The following is a 20,839-nucleotide window of genomic DNA, read 5'->3' as shown; positions in this document are numbered from 1 at the left end:
CGTCGAAGGCGAACCAGGCCAGCGGCCGGCCTTGCCAGGGCACTTCCACCACGTGGATCACGGCGCCACCTGCCGACGCGGGCGGCGCTCATTCATCGATGCGCAGCCGCAGAATCTGGTCCGCCGCGTGGCGGATGCGCTCGGCCACGGCGAAGGGCGTTGCCTCGTGGGCGGCGCGGGCCGCGTCGAGCGCCGCCTGGGCGCGGGCGGCCTCGTGCGCCGTCAGCGGGATGCGGCCGGCCATGTGGGTGGCGTCCGGGGCGGTCTGCCAGATCGCCCGGCGGTTCGGGTGGCTGCGCACCGCGACCAGCGCGTCGGCCTCGCGCCGCCCGTCGAGGCACAGGTCGCGGCCGATGACCTCGACCCGCCGGCCGTCGTGGGTGAGGCGGATCAGGATCGGTGCTTCGGCGGTGTCTGCCGTATCAGGCGCAGTGGTGTCGGTCGCGGGTGTCATCGCCAGGGCTCCTGTGTCACGCGGTGTCGGTGTGGCGGCTTGCCCGGGTCGCCGAACGCGCTCACGGCACCGCCTGGCGCGGTGCCAGATGCAGCGTCCGCGGCTCGTCGTCGCCCACCGTGATGACGGCGCAGTGCAGCCGGCCAGCGGCGTCATATTCGTAGCGGTGGCTCAGCTCGACCTCGCCGTACACCAGTTTTTCGCAGCACAGCATGCGGTCCTGCGCGTCATAGCGGGCGCGGAAATAGGTGTTGCGATGGCCGAGCGCGTCGGCCGGCAGCTCTTCGGTCAACTGCAGCGGCAACCGCGTGCCGCGGTAGGTGAGGAAGTAGCGCTCGCGCGCGGCTGCGCCGGTCGCGGCAGCCTCGGGTTCCAGATGGTGGTGAGTGGCCAAGGCGGCGTCCTGTGGCGCTTACCAGTCGTTGCGCTCGCCCCAGGGCTGGCTGCCGGGCACGAGGCTGGCCTTCATGCCGGCCCGGGCGACGTCCTCCAGGCTGCGGTAGAGGGTGGCCTCGTGCACCAGCGTGCCGACCGGCGTCGCGATGGCGACGTAGCGCGCCGCGGTGTCGACCTCGCAGCGGTAGCCGCCGCCGGGGTCGGTCACGCTGCGCACATTGCCGTCCCAGTCGATGAAGTAACCACTGCTCATGACTGCTCGCACGGGTGGGGCCTGGCTGCATCAAAGCAGCCGCTGTGCCAGGCGATCGAAGCTCGCGCCCGCCGCGCCGCTACGCGCTGCTTCCAGGCGGCACTACCTCGCCGCGCCGGTCCCGCGCCCGGCGCGAATGTCCGTTTTGCGGCTTCCCCGACAAAGCCGCCGACACTCACAGCACGGCTTCGAAACCCTCGAACTGCGGCGGACCGAGATACAGCCCCTTGCTCTGGCCGGCGCCGGCGTGGGCGGCGCGAAACGCCTCCGAGCGCGTCCAGGCCTCGAAGGCGGCGGCGCTGTCCCAGGTGGAGTGCGAGATGAACACCGTGGCCTGCCCGTCGCTTGGCCCCTGCAGCAGGTTGAAGCGCTGGAAGCCCGGCACCTCGGCCAGACGGCTGTCGCGCGTGCGCCAGACCTCGATGAATTCGGCCTCGCGGCCGGCGGCGATGCGAAAGCGGTTCATGGCGATGAACATGGGCGGGACTCCTTGGGGAATGCCGGGCCGCAGGCGCGGCATCGGTCGGCGACCGGGGCAGCGCGGGCGTGTACCGCGCTGCAGCGAGCCGAAAAATTCCGCGGACGGAATCTTTCGGCAACTCCGGAGAGATTTCAGGAACGATACCCCTCCTCGGCCAGCACCTGGCGCACCACTGGCAGCGCGCGCAGGCGCCGGTAGTGCGCCGCGACGCGCGGCGGCAGCGGGATTTTCGTCCTGTCGGCCCAGAACTCGTTGTAGAACAGCGCCGCGTCGGCGATGGTGAACCGCTCGCCGACCGCGTAACCCTCGGCCGGCAGGCGTTTGTCGAGCACCGCGAATGCCTGCGCCACGATCTCGCGGCCGTGCGCGACGACGTCGTCCTGCGCCCGCGCGCCCGGCGCGGCGAGGTAGCGCTCGGCGGTGAAGATGCGCGTGAAGCCCTCGCCGTGCAGCTGACCCAGCGCGAAGTCGAGCAGCTCGACCGCGCGCGCCGCGAGCGCTGGATCGTCCGGCAGCAGCCGGGCGCGCGGATAACGCTCGGCGAGCCACAGCGCGATCGACCTGAAGTCGGTTAGCGCCGGGCCGTCGTCCGGCACCAGCGTCGGGATCGTGCCGCGCGGGTTGATGGCGAGGTACTCGGGCTTCAGGTGATCGCCGGCCGGCAGGTTGAGCACCCAGGCCTCGAACGGCAGCTCCAGCATTTCCAGCAGGATGTGGATGCCGGTCGAACAGGAACCGGGCGTCATGTAGAACTTCATGGCCATGGGCGGGCTACGAGCGCGCTGTCAGACATTGCCGGCCGCCGACCAGCGCTGCGAACCGAGCGCCGCCGCAATCGCCTGGGCCCGCGCCAGGTCGAGGTCGTCGGCGTCGCTGGCGACTTCCCGGCAGGCGCGCAGCGCGGTGTAGAGCAGCTCGGCTTTCGGATAGACCGGGCCGAAACCCTCGCCGTGGGCGCGGTAGTCGCAGGCGCAGACCTGCATCAGGGCTTCGAAGCGTTCCGGCCGACCGAAGGCGCCCAGGCGCGCCAGCATGGCCGCCACCGGACCCGCGCGGACCTCGGACACGCGGTGCACGCGCTCGCATTCGGTGAGCGCGAGCAGCGCGAGCTCCCGGCAGGCCACCGGCACGCCAAACCGCGCGCAGATCGCCTCGATGCGCGGCCCGCCGCGCTCGATGTGGCGGTAGTGCACCGGCAGGTGCTCGGGCGGTGAATCGGACTTGCCCACGTTCATCACCAGCAGCGCAAAGCGCACGTCGAGCGGCGCCTCGCAGCGCGCGGCCTCGGCCAGCGCGTTCAGCGTGTGCAGGCCGATGTCGACGCTGCGCTGATCGGCGCCGAGCTGCGGCACGCCGTACAGCGCCGCGACTTCCGGCAGCACCGCACCGAGCGCGCCCGACAGGCGCAGCGCCGCCAGCATGCGCGACGGCCCACGTGCCATGAGCCCACGCCGCAGCTCCGGCCACAGGGCCCCCGCCGGCGTGGCGGCCAGCGCGCCGCGCGCTGTGTGTTCGGCCATCGCGTCCAGCAGTTCCTCGTCGAGCGCGCCGTCGTCCTCGGCCAGCAGCGCCGCCATGCGCAGCACCGCCAGCCCCGGCTCGGTCTGCACCAGATCGGCGGGCAGCGGCATCGCGTCAGGCCGGCTGGCGTGGTGGTTTCACGGGCCCGAGGTCGACCTGGATCGCGTCGCCCTCGATGCGCAGCGGATACGGGTGCAGTGCGTTTCGCACCGCGTGCGTCACGCACTTGCCGCTGCCGGCATCGAAGCCCCACTGGTGATGCGGGCAACGCACCGCCCGGCCGTCAAAGCTGGCCTCGGTGAGCGGCATGTCCGCGTGCGGGCAGCGGCCGCGGTAGGCCTTGAGCTCGCCGCCGGCCGGCCACAGCAGCAGCACGCTTTTCCTGCCGACCTGGAACAGGCCCATGCCGCCTTCGCGCACGGCGTCGGTGGTGCAGATGGTGGTGAAGTTCATGTTGGGTACCCGATGGTTCCGGAGGCCCGTGAGGTGTTCAGCCAATCCCCTGGTCGGCGATCAACTGCTGCAGCTCGCCGCTCGCGAACATCTCGCGCACGATGTCGCAGCCGCCGATGAACTCGCCCTTCACGTACAGCTGCGGGATGGTCGGCCAGTTGGAGTACGCCTTGATGCCCTCGCGGATCTCGTCGTCCGCGAGCACATTGACGGCGGCGTAGCGCACGCCGAGCTGGCCCATGATCTGCACCACGGCCTGGGAAAAGCCGCACTGCGGCGCGGCCGGCACGCCTTTCATGAACAGCACGATGTCGTGCCGGGCGAGCATGTCGTCGATGCGCTCGGCGACCGGGTCGGGGGTGGATGTGGTCATGGCAGGTTCTCCTTGAGCGGAAATGTCAGGCGGGAACTTCGGTCTGCAGCGCCAGCGCGTGCAGCGCGCCACCCATGTCGGGGCCGATGGCGCCATAGACCATCTGGTGCTGCTGCACGCGCGTCTTGCCGGCAAACGCGGCCGACACGATGCGCGCGCGCCAGTGGTCGCCGTCGCCGGCGGTGTCGTTGAGTTCGATCTGCGCGTCCGGAAAGGCGCGCCGCAGCAGGGCCTCGATTTGCGGTGCGGTCATCGGCATGGGGCGGGCTCCTTGGGCTGTGGTTGCCGTGAGGGCTGGACGACGGCCACCGGCAGCGCGCTGTGCATCACTGCCATGGCCTGCACCAGCGCCTCGAAGCCGCCATCGATGCTGTACACCTCGGCGTAGCCGAAGTCGGCGAAGGTCTTGGCGAACGCCTGGCTGGCGTGGCCGTGGTAGCAGTAGATGAGCAGCGCCTCGGCACGCGGCAGGCGGCCGATCCAGTGGCCGAGGTCGCGCTCGGCGAGCGGCTCGGCGCCGGCCAGATGGCCACGGGCGTAGCTGTCGGCGTCGCGCGTGTCGAACAGCCGGTACGGGCGCGCCTGTTCGGCGGCCGCGATCATGAAGGCCAGCGCCTCGGCGGCGGCGATCCGGCGGAAGGCGCCTTCGGGCATGGTCGATTCCCTCAGGCCGCCAGATCGCGCCCGACATAGGGCGCGGTGGTTTCGAGCCGCGCGTCGTGCAGCGGCACGCCGACGGCGAAGGCGTACAGGCTTTGCCATTGCCGGTCCTTCAGGCCCAGCAGCGCGTGCAGTTCGTCGTCGAAGTAGCAGCCGATGCCGGTGCCGCGGTAGCCGAGCGCCTCGGCTTGCAGATACAGCACCTGGCCGATCAGCCCGGTTGCGCGCAGCAGTGCCCGGTAGCGGGCAGGATCGGCCCGCAGCACGGCGTCGAACGGCGCCAGCATGGCGAGCGAGAAGCACGCGGTCGCGGCGATGTCCTGGTGGCAGCACAGGCTGCGCGCCACGCGTCGCAGCGCTGCCGACTCGACCGCGCCCAGCAGGCGCAGGTCGAGGTGTTCGGGGCCGGCGACGCGCGGCGCGACGGCGAACTCGGGCTTGAGCAGCGCCGGCAACGCGGCCGCGCTCGCCGCGTCGCGCAGCAGCAGATAGAGACCCGGCGCGAGACCCTCCACGCGGTGCACGAACAGCGCCAGCGCGATGCGGCCGACTTCGGGCAACGTCTGCCACGGCGGCTGCGGCCGGGCGAGCGTCGCATCCAGCAGGCGGAAGAACACCGCGGCGGGCATCAGGCCATCGATGTCGTAGCGCTGGCCGCTGCGCCGGCCAAGGATGGTCGCCACCGCGCCGGGCTCGCTGCCGTCGGATTCGAACGGCGGCCGCACCGGTTCGCTCGCCTCGACGGCAAAGGCGGATGACTCGGCGTCCGTAACCGCCGTCGCGGCGACCACCTCGTCGATGATCGGCCAGCGGTACATCGGATGACGGTCGATCGCGCTCGCCCGGCCGTGCCACTGCGCGCCCTCGGCGCGCGCCGGCAGCGCCGCGCCTGTTTCGCCGGACGCGGCCGGATCGGTGTGCAGCGCCAGCAGCAGTTCAGGCGTTTCGCATTCGACGTCGTCCCGCCGGCCGGCGGTGAAATCGCCGTGGCGATCGAGCCCCAGCAGCCGCGCCAGCGCCGTGCTCGAAAGGCCGCGCGCCGTCGCGACGCGCCAGCCGAGCAGCGCGGCGGCGTAGGCGACGCAGGCCACCGCGTGGCCGACGTCGAGCTGGCAGTAGCGAAACGCGCGCTCGCCGTACTTCCAGGCCTCGCGCCAGACCACCGAACTCAGGCCCAGATACAGCCCCGGCGGCCCGATGCGCGGCTGCCAATCGGCGCGCTGTTCCAGCGCATGATCCTCGGCGCGGTAGTGGTGGAGGCCGTCGGCGAGGCCCGCGATGCCATGGGCAAGCACATAGGCCTCGGTCGGGTGCAGGTTGCCGCTCGACGGATTGCAGCGCAGCGCCCAGCGCTCGACGCCGTTCGATTTCCACGCCGAGATGGCGAATGAAAGCTGCAACAGCGCGCCGAGCGCCTGCGGGCCGGCGTGAGCCGCCGGCCCGTGTACCGGCCGTTGCAGGCGCGAAAACGGCGCCTCGAAACGCGCGGCGCAAAGCGGCAGCACCTGCACCGGCGCGCCCTCGTAGTGGCGAAACGGCGCCGGCTGCGCGTCCCAGTCCAGCGTTTCCGGCCCGCGCGCGTAGGCCGCGAAGCGGTGCCTGGTGGCCTCGTGGTAGCGGATGACGGTGGCGTAGGCGTCCATGGCACCTGCTACGCAAATTCGGTGCCGCCTGGAACAAGACCTTAAGATCACACGGTTACATGAACAACCGGGCAACGGCCACGACATCCGTGCACGGTTTGAAGGCTTTGCGACGAAACGGTGTGGCGGCTCCCGGAGGTAGGAGCGGCTTCAGCCGCGAATCCCACGCGCCTTCGCGGCTGAAGCCGCTCCTACAGGGCTGCGGGGCAGGGTGGGCGCGGGCTAATGCGCCCGCCGCGCGTCGTGGGGATTGTCGGCCTGGTTGCGCATCCAGTCGGCGAGGCTCGCCATGCGCTCGTAGATGGCCTCGCGCACGCGGGCATCGGCGACGGTCTCGTCCAGCGCACCGCGCATGCACAGCAGCCAGGCGTCGCGTTCGGCCTCGCCGATGGGAAAACCCAGATGCCGCTGGCGCAGACGCGGGTGGCCGCGCTCGGCCGAGTACAGCGGCGGGCCGCCGAGCCATTCGCCCAGATACCGCTTCAGAACATCCTTGACCGGACCGAGGTCCGGCGCGTGCAGGCTGCGGATGGTGGCGGCCTCGGGCAGGCTGTCCATGCGGGCGTAGAAGGCCTCGACCAGGCGGTCGATGGTGGCGGCGCCGCCGATGGCCTCGAACGGGGTGGTTTCCGATTGGGTTTCGCTCACGCCGGGTCGCCTTTCAGTCGCGCGGCGGCAGCGCTGGCCCTTCCTCCGGCCCGAAGCAGAAGGCGTAGTCGCTGCACACGGCGCACGACGGCGCCCGGCACAGCACCTGCGCGCGGTCGCACAGCTCCTTGTAGAGAAATTTCTTCCATTTCATGTCGCCGTGGTTGCGTGCCACCAACGCCGGAAAATACGTGCTCAGCAACTGCGACAGCACCGCCCGGCTCGGCAGGCCGAGGTCCTGCCACAGGTGATTGTCGCCCAGACACGCCACCGCCACGGCGCTCGCCAGCCACGGCGCCGGCTCGCCCCGCGCAAACTCCAGCAGCAGCGTGCGCACGTCGTCCACCTCGTCGGCGCGGTGGCGCAGCGCGGGCGGCAGGTCGGCGTCGGCATGACTTACGTCGTGACACCGCGCCAGCTCGCGCGCCTCGTCGTGCGACAGACACAGCGTGCCGAAACGGGTCAGCACACCGTCGAAGGCCAGCACCAGCGCGCCATCCGCCGCCGGCGCGGCCGTCTCGGGGAGGGCCTTCGCGGCGGCGGCGTTCACGGCGCTAGCCCGCAGCCGCGGCGTGGCTGTGGCACTGCTTGGGGCAGATGCGCGAGCAGGCCTCGCAGCCGACGCAGTTTTCCTGGTGGCTGATGGTCATCACCTTGCGCTCGTACTCGATGTCGTCGTCATCGTCGTCGGCGTCGAGGTCGATGGTGACCCGCTCGCCGTCCTCGGTGAGGCCGATCAGCTCGAACACGTCGCGCCCGCACACCCGAAAACACCGCCCGCAGCCGATGCAGCGCTCGGCGTTCAGGGTCTGCACGAAGCGCGGCGTCCAGGCGTGGCCGTTGGGCAGGGTGACGCTGAACTCGGCCATGGTCAGGCTCCGGGGTTGCCTGGGAAATGCCGAAAAATTCCGTCCCTGGAATTTTTCGGCTCGCTGCAGCGCGGTGCACGCCCGCGCTGCGCTCCGTGAAGCAAGGCCTTGCGTCCTTGCTTCACGCCGGGGCCTCCTGCCCCGGGCGGGCAGCGCCGAATGACTCCAGCGCCGCCCGCGCCTCGGCGAGCTCCCGATAGGCCGCGTGCGCCTGGGCGGCGATGTCCGGGATGGTCTCCCAGCCCAGCGGCAGCTCTTCCGACAGGTCGTGCAGATTCATCTTGAGCGTGGTGGCGCGGGCGTTGAGCTGCTTCACGCGCGCCTTCAGCGTGTCGAGGTCTTCCATGTCGCTTAGCCGTAGTTCGCCAGTTCCGGGTACTTCTGGATCATCTCGACGCCGGCCGCCACCAGCTTGCCGCCCTCGGCGGCCAGCGCCTCCAGGCTGTCGAAGCCGAAGCGGTGCACGTCGCGCAGCTGCTTGTTCACGGCGATCAGCCGCCCGGCGGTCAGGACGAGACGCCCGAAGCCCTCGTGGCTCATCTTCATCATCGGCGCCACCATCACGCCGGTGGCCCGCTCGATGGCCAGGCCCACCGCGTTGTAGAAAAGCTCGAGGCGCCACAGCGTTTCCGGGTCCGGGTCGCCCATCAGCGGGATGGCGCGGCGCTGCTCGCGGGTCAGGATGTAGGGCGCCAGCAGCGTGGCGTCGGACTTGCTGTCCCACACGCCGTGCGTGTCCTGCGCGCGCCACTGCTTGACCAGCTCGCGCACGATCGGCGCCTGCAGCGGGTCGTCCAGGGTTGCTGCCTCAGCCATGTTCAAGTTCCTCGTCGTCGGGTTCGAATTGCCGTTCCTTGCCCTTTTGCAGCGCCTTGCGCAGCCACGGCGGCGGCGTGCCGGCGAGCACGCCTTTGAGTTTTTCCAGGATGTCGGCGATCGGCTCCGGCTGCGCCACCTTGATCGGGTGTATGCCCTGCGCCACCACGCGCGCCGCGCCCGAGCCGCCGATGGCGGCCACGTACAAAATCGCGCAGTCCTTGATGGCTTCGAGCTTCGGCGCCAGCTTGTCCTCGTTGCCGTCTTCCTGCAGGTCGCCGTCGAACTGGATGGCCTCCACCAGCGCGTGGCTGTCGGTGCCGACGTCGTAGATGACGATGTTCTTGGCCCAGCCGAAGTGGGCATCCACCTGGCTGAGGTCCTGGGTGCAGAACGCCACTTTCATACGGCCTCCGGGAAAACGTGGGCGGGAAGCGGGCGGCTCAAGCAGCCGCAACCGACGGCGCAGCGGCATCGGCGAGACTCCAGTCATCGGGGCTGGGCTCGTGGCCGTGGGCGATCAGCGCGTTGGCCACCTCGAAGATGAAATCCCGGCTGCCGCGGTAGCCGAGCGCCAGGCGATGCGCGGCGCCGAGGCGGTCGAAGATCGGCAGCCCCATGCGCAGGAACGGAATGTCGAGCCGCTGCGCCATCTGCCGGCCGTGGGCGTGGGTGATCAGCAGGTCGCAGCCGGCGGCGCGGGCTTCGAGGTCCTCGAGATCGCCGATCAGCACTTCCTCGGTCGGCAGGTGTTCCAGCACGGGTGACTCGGTGGTGGTGACGGCGGCGGCGAGTTCGCAGCCGAGCTCGGCCAGGAACTGGCCCACGCCCTGCAGCAGGTCCGGCTCGGCGCCGATCGCCACCTTGCAGCCGCCGGTGTAGAAGTGGCCGTCGAGCATCGCGTCCACCAGCTGGCTGCGCTGGCGGCGGTACTTGGTGGGCACCGGCCGGCCGCTGTGGTCGGCGAGAAAGGCCATGAGCTGATCGGTCGCGCCGAGGCCCAGCAGCCGGTCGAAGATTTGCACCGGCGCATCGATGTGCTTGCCGAGCCACTCAGCCGCCGTGCGCATCTGTTCGCCGACGGCGAGCACGAGACTCGCCGAACCAAGCGCGGCGATCGCCTCGCGCCGGGTGCCGCCGATGGTGGTCGGGCTGAAATCCTCCGGCACGTGGCCGTCCAGCGAACCGGACAGGTCCGGCACGAACACCGGATCGAGCCCGAAGCTCTCCAGAATCTCGCGCAGCTCCTCGATGTCGGCGACGGTCAGATGGCACCCCGGCAGCACCGCGACCTTGGCCGGCTCGCGCGGCGCGGCGGGTTTCTCCACCAGCACCTGCAGGATGCGCAGCACGGTGGCCGCCCAGCCGTCCTGGAAGGCGCCCTTGAAGTCGGGCGTCGAGACGTAGATCAGCGCGGTGTCTGCAAGCTCCGGGTGGCGCTGGCGGGTGAGCTTGAGGTAGCCCTCCACGTCGTCGCCCTTGGTCTCGGTGAGCCCGGTCGAGCACATGCCGATGATGGCGGGGCGCGACTTCGAATAGATGTTCATCACCGCCTGCTCGACGTTGTCGAAGCCGCCGAGCACGGTGGCGACCTCGCTCATGGCGGTGGTCTGCAGCGGGATCGACTCCTTGAAGTGGCGCACGAACAGCACCATGCCGAACGCCGTGCAGCCCTGCGAGCCGTGCAGGATCGGCATGGTGTCGGCCAGCCCCATGAAGGCCAGCGCGCCGCCGACCGGCTGGCTCATCTTGAGCGGATTGACCGCGCAGGCCTTCTTGGAATGGCGCACCGTGGCCATCAGGCCGCCTCCACCTGCGCGGTGGATGCCGCATCGGCCGCGACGGGCGAATCGAGCGTCAGCGTGGTGCTTTCCCACGGCGCCGGCTCACGCACCTGCGCCCAGATGGGATTGGTGAGCGCGAGATGCAGCTGCCTGACCATCTCCACCATGCCCACGTAGCCCGCGTAGGCGTGGTGCTTTTCCTGGTTCACGTCCATCCACGGCATCTTGGCTTTCAGCGCCACGAACTGGGAGCGGCCGCCCGAAAGCATGATGTCGGCCTGGGCGTCCTTCAGAATCCTGAACATCTCGCGCGGGGAGAGCTCGTCGAACATGTGCGCCTCCTCGCCCATGATCTCCTTGATGCGCTGCTTGTCCTCGGCGGTGGATTTCTTGGTCGAGGTGCCGACCACCTCCATGCCGATCTCCTGCAGCGCCGCCACCACCGACCAGGACTTCACGCCACCGGTGACCAGCAGCACCCGCTTGCCGGCCAGCGACGCCCTGTAGGGCGCGATGGCCGCCCAGGCGCGCGCTTCCTCGCGGGCGATCAGCGCCTCGGTGCGGGTCATCAGCTCGGCGTCCGCGCCGCGCTCGATCAGCAGGCGGGCGATCTCGCGCAGCGACTCGCTCATGTCGCCGATGCCGTAGAACGAGCCCTCGAAGAACGGGATGCCGTAGCGCTCCTCCATCTTGCGCGTCACGTTGATCATGGCCTTGGAGCAGACCATCATCGCCGCCCGCGCCCGGTGCGACTGCGCCACTTCGCTGTATTTGGCATCGCCCGAGATGCAGGCCAGGATGCGGATGCCGAGCTCGTCCAGCAGCGGCTTCACCTGCCACAGCTCGCCGGAGAGGTTGTACTCGCCGATGATGTTGATGTCGTAGGGCGTCGTGTACTCGGGTTCTTCCGTGCCGATCACGTGCTCCAGCAGCGCCTCGCCGGCCAGCTTGTTGCCGAGGTTCTTGCTGCCGACGAAACCCGGCGCGTTGATCGGGACGACCGGCCGGCCGAACTTCTCGCGCGCCGCCTTGCACACCGCGTCGATGTCGTCGCCGGTCAGCGCCGGGATGCAGGTCTGGTAGACGAACACCGCCGGCGGGTCGTACTTGTCGATCACCTCGCGGATGGCCTTGTAGAGCCGCTTCTCGCCGCCGAACACCACGTCGGTCTCGTTGATGTCGGTGGTGAAGCCGGTGCGGTACAGCAGCGAGCCCGACGACTTGGCGCCGCGGTTGTCCCAGGAATTGCCCTCGCAGGCGATCGGCCCGTGCACCAGGTGCGCCACGTCGGTGACCGGCTGCAGGGCGATCTTGGCGCCGTCGAACGCGCAGCCGCCGGCCGCCGCGCCCGGCTGCAACTGCTTGGTGCAGCCCTTCTTGCGCTCCTTCTCCGACTTGCCCTGGTTCTTGCCGCAACCGGGCTCGTTGAAGACATCCTGGATGGTGCTGGACAAGGTGCTCATCGCGGCCTCCGGGCACCGGCGCGCAGGGCCGGGCAACAGGGGCTCAGCAGAAATCGGGCCAGCGCCGGCGGGCGGAAATAACGTCAGTCAAACAGGCACTTGGGGAAATCGCCTGCGGGCGGCCCGCCGCCATTGGCGGGTTTGCGACACGGCGCTGTGGGGTTTGTCGCACGGCGCGACGTGGCGCAGGGAGCAGGCAAAATCGCTCAGAGTTTGTGAAGCTTGAAAAATTCACAAGCTCTCAGGGCTTTTTGGCCAGCAGCGCGAGCGGACTGCCATGCTTCGAGACGCCATGCACACCCGCCGATGGCCCGCGCCAGAAAGGCGCCCACCCACCGACCGGTGCCGGCAGTGGTTTGCACTGGTTTTCCTGCTGCTGGCAGTGCCCTGCCTGGCGGCGTCCGGGCCGCAGCCGCCGCCTGCCGGGCAGGCGGTGCTCGAAGTCTTCGTGCGGGACGGCTGTCCGCACTGCGCCAAAGCCGAGGCGTACCTGCCGACCCTCGCCCACGAGCGGCCGGGGCTGCGGATCGTTCTGCGCCGACTGGATCGGGACGCGAGCGCCCGCGACGACCTGCTGCGGCACTGCGAACGCGCCGGCATCTGGCCGCCGGGGGTGCCGACCTTCGTGTTCGCGGACCAGGTGCTGGTCGGCTTCGACAGCGCGCAGCGCACCGGACCCGAACTGCTCGCCCTGATCGACCGGCGCCCGCCGGTCCCGGCCGGCGTCGAGACCGGTCTGTTCGGGACGCTCAGCGTTTCGCGGCTGGGGCTGCCGCTGTTCACGCTGGCGCTGGGCCTGCTCGACGGCTTCAACCCGTGCGCGATGTGGGTGTTGCTGTTCCTGCTGTCGCTACTGGTACACCTGCACGACCGCAAGAAAATGGCGCTGGTGGCCGGCACCTTCGTGCTGGCCAGCGGGGCCGTCTATTACGCGTTCATGGCCGCCTGGCTCAACGTGTTCCTGCTGGTGGGCATGTCGGCCATCCTGCGCTGGACCCTCGGCGCGGCGGCACTGGCGCTCGGCGCGGTCAACGTCAGGGACTTCCTGCGCGAGGGGCAGGGGTTCTCCCTGTCCATTCCGGCCGCGGCCAAACCCGGCCTGTACGCGCGCATGCGGGCGGTGCTGGCGGCCGACACGCTGGCGCTGTCGCTGACCGGGGTCGCCGTGCTGGCGGTGGTGGTCAATTTTTTCGAACTGCTGTGCACCGCCGGTCTGCCGGCCATCTACACCGCCGTGCTCACCCAGCACGGCCTGAGTCCCGCCGCCAACTACGCCTATCTCGGGCTGTACATCGTCGGCTACCTCGCCGACGACACCCTGATGGTCGCGACCGCGGTCGTCGCCCTGGGCAGCCGCAGGCTGTCCGTGCGCACCGGACGCTGGCTGAAACTCCTGAGCGGGACCGTCATGCTGGCGCTCGGCGCGACCATGATCCTGCGTCCAGAATGGCTGCGTTATTAACCCGGCCCATAAATGGGGGCCGGGTTGATGCGGGACGGGTTCAGCCCCGCCGTTTTTCAACGGCCTGTTAAATAACGCCCACTGGACGCACGCCTCGTGCCGCCCGCGGCGCCGATCGCGACCTCGGCTGCCGCAAGGGCCGGCCCGGAAAATGCCTGCAAGTTCGTCCGTGGATTTTTTCAGTCACCGGAAATCCCCATGACCCCCGTCGCCATCCTGCTGTTTCTTGGCGTCACCCTGGCGGCTGCGCTGGCGCCCGGACCGAGCGTGCTGCTGGTCACCTCGCTTGGCGTGCGGCTCGGCTTTGGGCCGGCGCTGCGCGCGGCGCTCGGCGTGCTGCTGGCCAACCTGGCGTTCGCCGCCGTCAGCGCGGCGGGACTGCTGGCGCTGCTCAAAAGCTCGCAGGCGCTGTTCGAGTGCATCAAGCTGGCCGGCGCGGCTTACCTCGCCTGGATCGGCGTGCAGATGCTGCGCTCGGCGGCGCGCCGGACCACGGCCGCGCCCGGCGCGCTGCCGGTGGCGGGCCTGGCCAACCCGCTGTGGCAGGGCTTTTTGAACCAGCTCTCCAACCCCAAGGGCCTGCTGTACTGGGGCGCGCTGCTGCCGCAGTTCGCGCCGCTCGGCGGGCAGGACGCGCCGCTGCGCCTGGCCGGCTTCGGCGTGCTGGCCTCGCTGATCGATTTTTCCGTCCTCGCCGGCTACGCCTGCGCCGCCGACCGGGCCCGCGTCGCGCTCGCCCGGCTCGGCACGCAGCGCCTGATCGACGCCGTCGCCGGCGGGTTGTTCCTGATCGCCGGCTTCACCCTTGGCACCAGCACCGTGGCCGGGCACCGCCCGTAGGCCAAGCCTTGGAATGCCCTGACTTATCCAGAGCATCCCGTCCGGGACAGGGTGTCCCGTCATGAAACAAAGGCTTACGCCGTGATTCACGAAGCGCAGCGCGACCGTGTACCGCGCTGCAGCAAGCTGAACAATGCCATGGAGGAATTTTTCAGCATTTCCGCTCATCGTGACGCCGGCTTTCTCGTCTCGATATCCCCGGCCGGTTCGCCCCCGACGAACAGCAGGTAATCGCGCTACCGGCCGGCAGCGGGAACTCGCGCACCGGCGGGGGTAAGGTCCGGTCCCTGCAGCGCCTAACCGCAGGAATGAGGCCAGCTCGGCTGGAGCACAAATACCCGCGTTCAAGCAGGCGCCTGGATCAGCGGGCCCGATCCAGGCAACGGCCATTGGCCGGGTTGAGACACGCCACGTGGGGGTCTGTCGCATGACCTGACGCCGCCCACCGCGGTACACCTACACCCACCAGAATCACCCAGCCCACCTGCGCAGGAGCCCGGCATGCCCGTCCACAACGCCGACATCGCCGCCGTCTTCGAGCAGATTGCCGAGCTGCTGGAACTGCAGGGCGCCAACCCGTTTCGGGTACGTGCCTATCGCAACGCCGCGCGCACCGTGGGCGACCACGGCCGCGACCTGGCAACACGGGTCGTCAGCGGTGAACCACTTCCCAAGCTGCCCGGCATCGGCAAGGACCTGTCGGCCAAGATCCGCGAAATCGCCACCACCGGCCACTGCGCCCTGCTGGAGCGCCTGCATCATCAGGTGCCGGCCGCGCTGACCGAACTGCTGCGCGTTCCGGGGCTCGGCCCCAAGCGCGTCAGGGCCCTGCACCAGGGGCTGGCCGTCAATACCGTGGCGCAGCTGCGCAGGGCGGCGCAGGCCGGGCGCATCCGCGAGCTGCCCGGCTTCGGCGCCAAGACCGAACCGCGCATCCTCCAACACCTGCGGGCACAGGCCGCGGCGCCGGAAACGCCCATGCTGCTGCCCGTGGCGGCCCAGTACGCCGAGGCGCTGGCCGACTGGCTGCGCGGCGCGCAGCAGGTGCAGCAGCTCGAAATCGCCGGCAGCTACCGCCGGCGCCGCGAAACCGTGGGCGACATCGACATCCTGGTCGCCAGCGACGAGCCGGCACCGGTGATGCAGCGGCTCACCGGCTACGACGAGGTGCGCGAGATCCTCGCCCAGGGCAGCACCCGCGCCTCGGTAGTGCTCGCCTGCGGCCTGCAGGTGGACCTGCGCGTGGTCGAGTCGGCCGCCTTCGGCGCCGCCCTGCACTACTTCACCGGCAGCAAGGCGCACAACATCGCCATCCGCAAGCGCGCCCAGGCGCGCGGGCTCAAGGTCAACGAATACGGCGTGTTCCGCGACAAGGCGCGCGTTGCCGGGGAGACGGAAGAATCCGTGTTCGCCGCCGTCGGCCTGCCGTGGATTGCGCCCGAGCTGCGCGAGGACCGGGGCGAGATCGCGTGGGCGGCCCGCGCGCCGCTGCCGCGCCTGATCGAACGCGCCGACCTCAGGGGCGACCTGCACTGCCACAGCCGCGCCAGCGACGGCAACGCCACGCTGGAGGAGCTGGCTGCCGCCGCTCGCGCCGCCGGGCTCGAGTACCTGGCCATCACCGAGCACTCGCAGCGCCTCACCATCGCCCACGGCTTGGGCACCGAACGCCTGCTCCAGCAGTGCGAGGAGATCGACGCTCTGAACGCGCAGCTCGACGGCATCGTGCTGCTCAAGGGCATCGAGGTGGACATCCTCGAAGACGGCCGGCTCGACCTGCCGGATGCGGTCCTCGGCCAGCTCGACCTCGTGATCGGCGCCGTGCACAGCCACTTCGACCTTTCGCCGGCGCGGCAACTGCGGCGCCTCATGCGCGCCATGGATCACCCGCACCTGCACGTGCTGGCCCACCCCGGCAGCCGCGAACTCGGCAAGCGTCCCCTGCTCGACCTCGACTGGCTGCGCCTGGTCCGCCACGCCCGCCGGCGCGGCTGCTTTCTGGAACTCAACGCCCAGCCCAAGCGCCTCGACCTCACCGATGTCCACGCGCGTCTGGCCAGGGAAGAAGGCGTGCTGGTCGCCATCAGCTCCGACGCCCACACCGTGGACGACTTCAGCAACCTCGACTACGGCATCGGCCAGGCCCGCCGCGGCTGGCTGGAGGCCGCGGACGTGCTCAACACGCGCCCACTGGACGCGTTGCGGGGGTTGTTGCGGCGGGACTGAGGCCCGCACTAGCTGCCCACCGGCACACGCCTCAAAACACGGAACGTTGCGAATTTGATATCAAGAAATTAAATTGACAGCAATGCTTTCGCTATGGAGGATCGCTCTCATGGCCTCTATGACTATCCGCAACCTGCCCGACGAAGTGCACCGCGCACTGCGTGTGCGCGCCGCCCTGCACGGGCGCAGCACCGAAGCGGAAGTGCGCGCCATTCTGGAAGAGGCGGCGAAGCCCGCCGGGCGTATCCAGCTGGGTTCACTGCTGGCTGACGTCGGCCGTCGCGCCGGGCTTGCCGACGAAGACCAGGCCGTATTCGAGCAACGGGACAAGACCCCCGCCGAACCCGTGCGATTCGAATGATTCTGGTCGACACCAACGTCATCTCGGAGCCCCTGCGGCCGAAACCCAGCAGCCAAGTGGTCGCCTGGCTGGACGATCAGCCGCTCGAAACCCTGTTCCTTTCCGCCATCACCGTGGCCGAACTGCGTTTCGGCATCGCCGCGCTGCCGGCGGGCAAACGGAGAACCCGGCTTGGGGAAGACTTCGAGCAACGTGTACTGCCACTGTTCCTCGGCCGGATACTGCCCTTCGACCTGCCCGCCACGCAGGCCTATGCCGAATTGATGACCCGCGCACGCATGGCTGGCCGTGCCATCGCCACTGCCGACGGCCATATCGCCGCCACGGCATCAGCCAATGGGCTCACGGTCGCCACCCGGGACACCGGCCCGTTTGAGGCGGCGGGTGTGAATGTCGTCGATCCATGGAACGCATCGGCGTGACGCGGCTCCGATCACCGCGCTTGCCGGCAAGACCGTGGCACCGGAAGCTGCACCAGAAACACCAAACGGACCCCACCGCAATGAAGCCCACCCAACACACAAGCCCAGCATGATCACCGGCGACATCAAGAACCAGATCGACCAAATCTGGAATGCCTTCTGGTCCGGCGGCATCGCCAACCCGCTGGAGGTGATCGAGCAGATCACCTACCTGCTGTTCATCCGCCGCCTGGACGACCTGCACACGCTGGAGGAGAACAAGGCCAACCGGCTGCGCCAGCCCATGGCGCGACGCATCTTTCCGGAGGGCAAGGACGCGAAAGGCCGGCCGTATGACGACTACCGCTGGTCGCGCTTCAAGCACTTTGCCCCGGCCGACATGTTCGCCCTGGTCGGCGAGCACCTGTTCCCGTACCTGCGCGCGGACCTCGCCCGCCAGCTCGGCAACGGCGATTCCACCTACGCGCACCACATGCGCGACGCGCGCTTCACCATCCCCACGCCGGCGCTGCTGGCCAAGGTGGTGGACCTGCTCGACGCCGTGCCCATGGAAGACCGCGACACCAAGGGCGACGTGTACGAGTACATGCTCGGCAAGATCGCGAGCGCCGGGCAGAACGGCCAGTTCCGCACGCCGCGGCACATCATCCGGCTGATGGTGGAGCTGACCGCGCCCGAGCCGCTCGACGTGATCTGCGACCCGGCCTGCGGCACCGCGGGCTTTCTGGTGGCGGCCGGCGAGTACCTGCGCGAGCACCACCCCAACCTGCTGCACGACGCCGCACTCAACGAGCACTTCCACCACTGGATGTTCCACGGCTTCGACTTCGACAACACCATGCTGCGCATCGGCAGCATGAACATGCTGCTGCACGGCGTGGACAGCCCGGACATCCGCTACCGCGACTCACTCGCCCAGGACCACGCGGGCGAGGAAGAGAAATACACGCTGGTGCTCGCCAACCCGCCCTTTGCCGGCAGCCTCGACTACGAGAACACCGCCAAGGATCTGCTGCAGATCGTCAAGACCAAGAAGACCGAGCTGCTGTTTCTGGCGCTGTTCCTGCGCCTGCTGAAGGCCGGCGGCCGCGCCGCGGTGATCGTGCCGGACGGCGTGCTGTTCGGCTCCAGCAAGGCACACCGGGAACTGCGCCGCATGCTGGTGGAAGACTAGAAGCTCGATGCCGTGGTCAAGCTGCCCGGCGGCGTGTTCCGGCCCTATGCCGGCGTCTCCACCGCCATCCTGCTGTTCACCAAGACCAACTCCGGCGGCACCGATCACGTCTGGTTCTACGACGTGCAGGCCGACGGCTGGAGCCTGGACGACAAGCGCAATCCGCTGCTGCCGGAAGACAAGCTCGGCCCCGTGCCCGCCCGCCATTCCGGCGCAAGCCGCGCGGATCGTCATTCCGGCGAACGCCGGAATCCAGTGTCTTTGACCCCCGAAGAACACGCCAAAAACAACCTCCCCGACGTGCTCGCCCGCTGGGCCGAGCGCGCAGGCACCGAGCGCGAGCGCCCGCGCACCGCGCAGAGCTTCTGCGTGCCCAAGGCCGACATCGCCGCCCAGGGCTACGACCTGTCGCTGAACCGCTACAAGGAAGTGGTGCACGAGGCCGTCGAGCACCGCCCGCCGAAGGAAATCCTGGCCGAACTGGCGCGGCTGGAGGAGGAGATACAGCGAGGGATGAGGGAGCTGGAGGGGATGCTGGGATGAGTGCCCCGCCGCTGAGCGCTATCGGCGAGCAGGTTGACCCCGTGTCCTCTTGGACGCCGGAGCGAGACGATCCTGATGGCGTTTTCACGTACGTCGATCTGAGCGCAGTCGATCAGGATGCCAAGATCGTGTCGGGAGCGCGCGAGCTCGCGTGCGCTGAGGCGCCTAGCAGGGCGCGGCAACTGATACGCGCAGGTGATGTGCTTGTCTCGACGGTGAGGCCCAACTTGAACGGCGTTGCACTTGTGCCCCCAGAGTTGGATGGAGCGACGGCGTCGACGGGCTTCTGCGTGCTCCGTCCGCGGGCGAGGCAACTCGACGCCCGGTATCTCTACCAGTGGGTCAAGTCTCCGCGCTTCGTCAGTGACATGGTGCGGAAGGCCACCGGCGCCAGCTACCCCGCGGTCTCGGATCGAATCGTCTGTGAATCGAAGCTGCCCCTCCCGCCCCTCCCCGAGCAGCGGCGGATTGCGGACATCCTGGACAAGGCGGACGCGCTGCGGGCCAAGCGCCGCACCGCCCTCGCCCAGCTCGACACCCTCACCCAATCCATCTTCCTCGACATGTTCGGCGACCCCGCCACGAATCCGAAGGGGTGGCCGAACATCGCGCTCGGTGATGCTCTCATCGCCATACGCAATGGGACAAATGCCGAGCAGCAGGAGGATCCGGCCGGCTGGCCCATCACACGGATTGAAACGATTGCGGCTGGGACGATTAACCCGGACCGAGTTCGTTGGGTTTCAGCGGACCCGTCACTTGTCGAGAACTTTCAACTGGCGCCCGGAGACATCCTGTTCAGCCATATCAATAGCGTTGACCACATCGCCAAGACAGCCTTGTATTCCGGAACACCTACGCGACTGATTCACGGCATCAACCTGCTGAGACTGCGTCCGAGGCTGGAGTGTGTTGAACCAGTGTGGTTGTTGCATTTGCTGAAGCACGAAGCTGTTCGCACGCACTTTCGGACCCGATGCAAGCGCGCTGTGAACCAAGCAAGCCTGAACCAGACAGACATCAAGAGCCTCTCGACGTACCTGCCACCGTTGTCTCTTCAGCGTGCTTTCGCTAATCGCATCACGGCCGTGGACAATCTGAAGCTAGTGCAAAGCGGATCTCTCACGGCGCATGAGTGCCTCTTCGCCACCCTCCAGCACCGCGCCTTCCAGGGAGAGCTTTAGCCATGCGCGGCGAGTGCATCGGCGTGTGGTCCGAGACCTGGCGCGAAATATGGCTGCCGCTGATCGACCATGAAGACGTCGCCGAGGACATCTTCTGCGAGCTGTACCGCGAGCTGGCCCGGGCGCTGAAGAACGAGCCGTCGGTCGAAGCGCTGGCCGACGTCATCGACAACCCTGCACAGAGCCGGGACGCGTTCGAGCACACCCGCGCGGAGGATATCGCCGGAGAACGGGCACTCGTCGGCTTCTTCGAGGCCGTTCACGGCACGCTGGAAGAGTTCGAGACCCCCGGCGACGATGCGCTGACCAACCGCTATTTCAACCTGCTCGCCGCATTCATCGAAAAATTCAGCCTGCGCTACGACCTGCGTCGCCCGTGCGTGCTCTGCCCGACATTGCCCGGCGTGTTCGCGAGCCTGGTGCGCGATCTGCGCGCACTGACGGGCCAGGATGCGCACCTCGATGCGCTGATGAATGACTTCGAGAACGCCGTGCGCGACCTGCGCCACGACAGCACGGATGGCCGCATCAAGACTTGCATCCAGAAGCAGGTGAACCTGCTGGAGGCCATCGGGCGGACCACTCCGGGCGTCACCGAGGCCGAGTTGGGTGGCATCTGCAACCAGGTCAAAACTTGGCCGCACGGTGCGATCAAGGCCGCATTGAGGAACCTCTACGGTTTCGCCAGCTGTCACGTCCCGGCCGATTAGTTGGTTTTCGATGAAAGAGCTCAGGATGAGAGTTGTACCAGCTCTGCAGGGCCTGCGCCGGGGTCTGGGCGTTCAGGGCCTGCTGGGGCAGGTGGTGGTTGTA

26 protein-coding genes and 1 pseudogene are annotated in these 20,839 nt (G+C 68.9%); 8 read left to right on the top strand and 19 right to left on the bottom strand.

The genetic code is table 11. From position 1 onward, the window contains the following. Positions 1-88: 88 nt before the first annotated feature. The 19 genes from PHC73_RS02550 to nifE form a co-directional block, all read right to left on the bottom strand. The gene (locus PHC73_RS02550; protein WP_300124066.1) at positions 89-454 is read right to left on the bottom strand and encodes a hypothetical protein; all 366 of its coding nucleotides are present in this window, start codon (positions 452-454) and stop codon (positions 89-91) included. 61 nt (positions 455-515) lie between these two features. Further along, a complete protein-coding gene (locus PHC73_RS02545) occupies positions 516-848 on the bottom strand; it encodes a DUF6156 family protein (protein WP_300124063.1) in 333 nt (110 codons plus the stop codon). An 18-nt stretch (positions 849-866) separates the two neighbouring features. Next, on the bottom strand, positions 867-1,103 hold the full coding sequence (locus tag PHC73_RS02540) for a hypothetical protein (RefSeq protein ID WP_300124060.1): 237 nt from the start codon (positions 1,101-1,103) through the stop codon (positions 867-869). A 175-nt stretch (positions 1,104-1,278) separates the two neighbouring features. Then, positions 1,279-1,581 carry an antibiotic biosynthesis monooxygenase gene (locus PHC73_RS02535; protein ID WP_300124058.1) on the bottom strand — a complete coding sequence of 101 codons (303 nt, stop codon included), beginning with the start codon at positions 1,579-1,581 and terminating at the stop codon, positions 1,279-1,281. A 134-nt stretch (positions 1,582-1,715) separates the two neighbouring features. Then, positions 1,716-2,348, bottom strand: a complete 633-nt coding sequence (locus PHC73_RS02530; RefSeq protein WP_300124055.1) for a glutathione S-transferase family protein — start codon at positions 2,346-2,348, stop codon at positions 1,716-1,718. A 21-nt stretch (positions 2,349-2,369) separates the two neighbouring features. Then, positions 2,370-3,215 (bottom strand): hypothetical protein, encoded by an 846-nt coding sequence (locus PHC73_RS02525; RefSeq protein WP_300124053.1) that lies wholly within the window; start codon positions 3,213-3,215, stop codon positions 2,370-2,372. A 4-nt stretch (positions 3,216-3,219) separates the two neighbouring features. Further along, positions 3,220-3,558, bottom strand: coding sequence for a Rieske 2Fe-2S domain-containing protein (locus tag PHC73_RS02520; RefSeq protein WP_300124050.1), 339 nt, complete (start codon positions 3,556-3,558; stop codon positions 3,220-3,222). Between the two features lie 37 nt (positions 3,559-3,595). Continuing rightward, a complete protein-coding gene (grxD, locus tag PHC73_RS02515; RefSeq protein WP_300124046.1) occupies positions 3,596-3,931 on the bottom strand; it encodes a Grx4 family monothiol glutaredoxin in 336 nt (111 codons plus the stop codon). Positions 3,932-3,956: 25 nt separating this feature from the next. Beyond that, the gene (locus tag PHC73_RS02510; protein ID WP_300124042.1) at positions 3,957-4,190 is read right to left on the bottom strand and encodes a BolA family protein; all 234 of its coding nucleotides are present in this window, start codon (positions 4,188-4,190) and stop codon (positions 3,957-3,959) included. Continuing rightward, positions 4,181-4,585 (bottom strand): rhodanese-like domain-containing protein, encoded by a 405-nt coding sequence (locus PHC73_RS02505; protein WP_300124040.1) that lies wholly within the window; start codon positions 4,583-4,585, stop codon positions 4,181-4,183. Before PHC73_RS02505 ends, PHC73_RS02510 begins: the two co-directional genes overlap by 10 nt. An 11-nt stretch (positions 4,586-4,596) precedes the next feature. Next, on the bottom strand, positions 4,597-6,234 hold the full coding sequence (locus PHC73_RS02500; protein ID WP_300124037.1) for a nitroreductase family protein: 1,638 nt from the start codon (positions 6,232-6,234) through the stop codon (positions 4,597-4,599). Positions 6,235-6,456: 222 nt separating this feature from the next. Beyond that, entirely contained in the window at positions 6,457-6,882 is a 426-nt protein-coding gene (locus PHC73_RS02495) for a group II truncated hemoglobin (RefSeq protein ID WP_300124034.1), read from the bottom strand. Positions 6,883-6,895: 13 nt separating this feature from the next. Further along, entirely contained in the window at positions 6,896-7,432 is a 537-nt protein-coding gene (locus PHC73_RS02490; protein WP_300124031.1) for a nitrogen fixation protein NifQ, read from the bottom strand. Between the two features lie 4 nt (positions 7,433-7,436). Continuing rightward, positions 7,437-7,751, bottom strand: coding sequence for a ferredoxin III, nif-specific (gene fdxB, locus PHC73_RS02485; protein ID WP_300124028.1), 315 nt, complete (start codon positions 7,749-7,751; stop codon positions 7,437-7,439). A 121-nt stretch (positions 7,752-7,872) separates the two neighbouring features. After that, on the bottom strand, positions 7,873-8,097 hold the full coding sequence (locus PHC73_RS02480) for a CCE_0567 family metalloprotein (RefSeq protein WP_300124025.1): 225 nt from the start codon (positions 8,095-8,097) through the stop codon (positions 7,873-7,875). Positions 8,098-8,102: 5 nt separating this feature from the next. Further along, positions 8,103-8,567, bottom strand: coding sequence for a NifX-associated nitrogen fixation protein (locus PHC73_RS02475; protein WP_300124022.1), 465 nt, complete (start codon positions 8,565-8,567; stop codon positions 8,103-8,105). Next, on the bottom strand, positions 8,560-8,973 hold the full coding sequence (nifX, locus tag PHC73_RS02470) for a nitrogen fixation protein NifX (protein ID WP_300124020.1): 414 nt from the start codon (positions 8,971-8,973) through the stop codon (positions 8,560-8,562). The genes PHC73_RS02475 and nifX overlap by 8 nt, the downstream gene beginning before the upstream one ends. A gap of 37 nt (positions 8,974-9,010) precedes the next feature. Continuing rightward, a complete protein-coding gene (gene nifN / locus PHC73_RS02465) occupies positions 9,011-10,366 on the bottom strand; it encodes a nitrogenase iron-molybdenum cofactor biosynthesis protein NifN (protein WP_300124017.1) in 1,356 nt (451 codons plus the stop codon). Beyond that, the gene (gene nifE, locus PHC73_RS02460) at positions 10,366-11,814 is read right to left on the bottom strand and encodes a nitrogenase iron-molybdenum cofactor biosynthesis protein NifE (RefSeq protein ID WP_300124015.1); all 1,449 of its coding nucleotides are present in this window, start codon (positions 11,812-11,814) and stop codon (positions 10,366-10,368) included. Before nifE ends, nifN begins: the two co-directional genes overlap by 1 nt. A 292-nt stretch (positions 11,815-12,106) precedes the next feature. Between nifE and PHC73_RS02455 the strand changes: the two genes are divergently transcribed. The 8 genes and pseudogenes from PHC73_RS02455 (at position 12,107) to PHC73_RS02420 (ending at position 20,736) form a co-directional block, all read left to right on the top strand. Further along, positions 12,107-13,276, top strand: coding sequence for a hypothetical protein (locus tag PHC73_RS02455; RefSeq protein WP_300124012.1), 1,170 nt, complete (start codon positions 12,107-12,109; stop codon positions 13,274-13,276). A 198-nt stretch (positions 13,277-13,474) separates the two neighbouring features. Then, positions 13,475-14,116, top strand: a complete 642-nt coding sequence (locus PHC73_RS02450) for a LysE family translocator (protein ID WP_300124010.1) — start codon at positions 13,475-13,477, stop codon at positions 14,114-14,116. Between the two features lie 501 nt (positions 14,117-14,617). Beyond that, the gene (gene polX / locus PHC73_RS02445) at positions 14,618-16,342 is read left to right on the top strand and encodes a DNA polymerase/3'-5' exonuclease PolX (RefSeq protein ID WP_300124008.1); all 1,725 of its coding nucleotides are present in this window, start codon (positions 14,618-14,620) and stop codon (positions 16,340-16,342) included. A gap of 109 nt (positions 16,343-16,451) precedes the next feature. Continuing rightward, positions 16,452-16,703: an Arc family DNA-binding protein gene (locus PHC73_RS02440; RefSeq protein WP_300124006.1), complete on the top strand. Its 252-nt coding sequence runs from the start codon at positions 16,452-16,454 to the stop codon at positions 16,701-16,703. Further along, positions 16,700-17,125, top strand: a complete 426-nt coding sequence (locus PHC73_RS02435; RefSeq protein WP_300124004.1) for a type II toxin-antitoxin system VapC family toxin — start codon at positions 16,700-16,702, stop codon at positions 17,123-17,125. The genes PHC73_RS02440 and PHC73_RS02435 overlap by 4 nt, the downstream gene beginning before the upstream one ends. A 109-nt stretch (positions 17,126-17,234) precedes the next feature. After that, positions 17,235-18,842 (top strand): annotated as a pseudogene (locus PHC73_RS02430) (class I SAM-dependent DNA methyltransferase). Then, entirely contained in the window at positions 18,839-20,026 is a 1,188-nt protein-coding gene (locus PHC73_RS02425; protein WP_300124002.1) for a restriction endonuclease subunit S, read from the top strand. Before PHC73_RS02430 ends, PHC73_RS02425 begins: the two are co-directional and overlap by 4 nt. A 2-nt stretch (positions 20,027-20,028) precedes the next feature. Continuing rightward, the gene (locus tag PHC73_RS02420) at positions 20,029-20,736 is read left to right on the top strand and encodes a hypothetical protein (protein WP_300124000.1); all 708 of its coding nucleotides are present in this window, start codon (positions 20,029-20,031) and stop codon (positions 20,734-20,736) included. Positions 20,737-20,839: the final 103 nt, after the last annotated feature.

The organism is Immundisolibacter sp., assembly GCF_028696615.1.
In the GTDB taxonomy this organism is placed as follows: Bacteria; Pseudomonadota; Gammaproteobacteria; order Immundisolibacterales; family Immundisolibacteraceae; genus Immundisolibacter.
Note: the sequence above shows the minus strand (reverse complement) of the source record. Positions and strands in the feature narration are given on the sequence as shown.